Source organism: Pseudomonas sp. JV245A (assembly GCF_032424515.1).
GTDB lineage: Bacteria > Pseudomonadota > Gammaproteobacteria > Pseudomonadales > Pseudomonadaceae > Aquipseudomonas > Aquipseudomonas protegens.
The window spans coordinates 1-1171 of sequence record NZ_VYKE01000397.1; the positions used below are offsets into that span (position 1 = coordinate 1).

At 66.4% G+C, this 1171-nt stretch carries 1 protein-coding gene; it reads left to right on the forward strand.

What is annotated here, in order from left to right; all coding sequences use genetic code 11:
- Positions 1-1171, forward strand: a 1171-nt coding sequence (locus F6S12_RS31965) for an amino acid adenylation domain-containing protein (RefSeq protein WP_315869884.1), incomplete at both ends; no start/stop codon positions are given.

Sequence of the window (1171 nt, forward strand, 5' to 3'; positions counted from 1 at the left end):
ACGAGTGGACCCCGGCCACCGGTGAGTTCCCCAGCGATGGTTGCGTGCAGCAGTTGGTGGAAGCACAAGCACTGAAAACCCCGGAGGCCGAGGCCCTGTTGTTCGCTGGCCAGCGCCTGAGCTACCGGGAACTCAATGCCCGGGCCAACCGCCTGGCGCACAAGCTGATCGAGCTGGGCGTGGGGCCTGAAGTACGGGTGGGCGTGGCCTTGCAGCGCACCCCGGAAATGGTCGTGGCGCTGCTGGCGGTGCTCAAGGCCGGTGGCGCCTATGTGCCCCTGGACCCGGATTATCCCCAGGACCGTCTGGCCCACATGCTGCGCGACAGTCAGGCGCAGATCCTGTTGACCGAAAGCGCCTTGCTGTCGCTGCTGCCGTCCGTGGAGTCCTTGCAGACCCTGCAACTGGATGCCCGGCCAGGCTGGCTGGATGGGTACCCGACAGACGACCCGGCGCCACGCGCGACCCCGGACAATCTGGCCTATGTGATCTACACCTCCGGTTCCACCGGCCTGCCCAAGGGCGTGGCGATTGCCCATCGCAACGTGCTGGCACTGATCGACTGGTCGAACCGGGTGTACAGCACTGACGACCTGCAAGGAGTGCTGGCTTCCACCTCGATCTGCTTCGACCTGTCGGTGTGGGAGCTGTTTGTCACCCTGTCCAGCGGCGGTTCCATCGTCCTGGCCCGCAACGCCCTGGAACTGCCGGAGCTGGTGGACCGTGATCGGGTGCGCTTGATCAATACCGTGCCTTCGGCGATTGCCGCGCTGCACCGCAGCGGGCAGATTCCGCCCAGCGTGCGGATCATCAACCTGGCGGGTGAGCCGCTGAAACAGGCCCTGGTGGATAGCCTCTACCAGCAGCCCGGGCTGGTGCATGTCTACGACCTGTACGGCCCTTCGGAAGACACCACCTACTCGACCTACACCCGGCGCGAGGCGGGAGGGCAGGCCAATATCGGCCGGGCCATCAGCAATACCCAGAGCTACATCCTCAGCCCGGACCTGCAACCGGTGCCGGTGGGCAGTGCCGGCGAGCTGTACCTGGCCGGTGCCGGGGTGACCCGAGGCTACCTGGCGCGCCCAGGGCTGACCGCCGAGAAGTTCGTACCCAACCCGTTCTCCAGCGACGGTGGCCGGTTGTACCGCACCGGCGACCTGACCCGTTA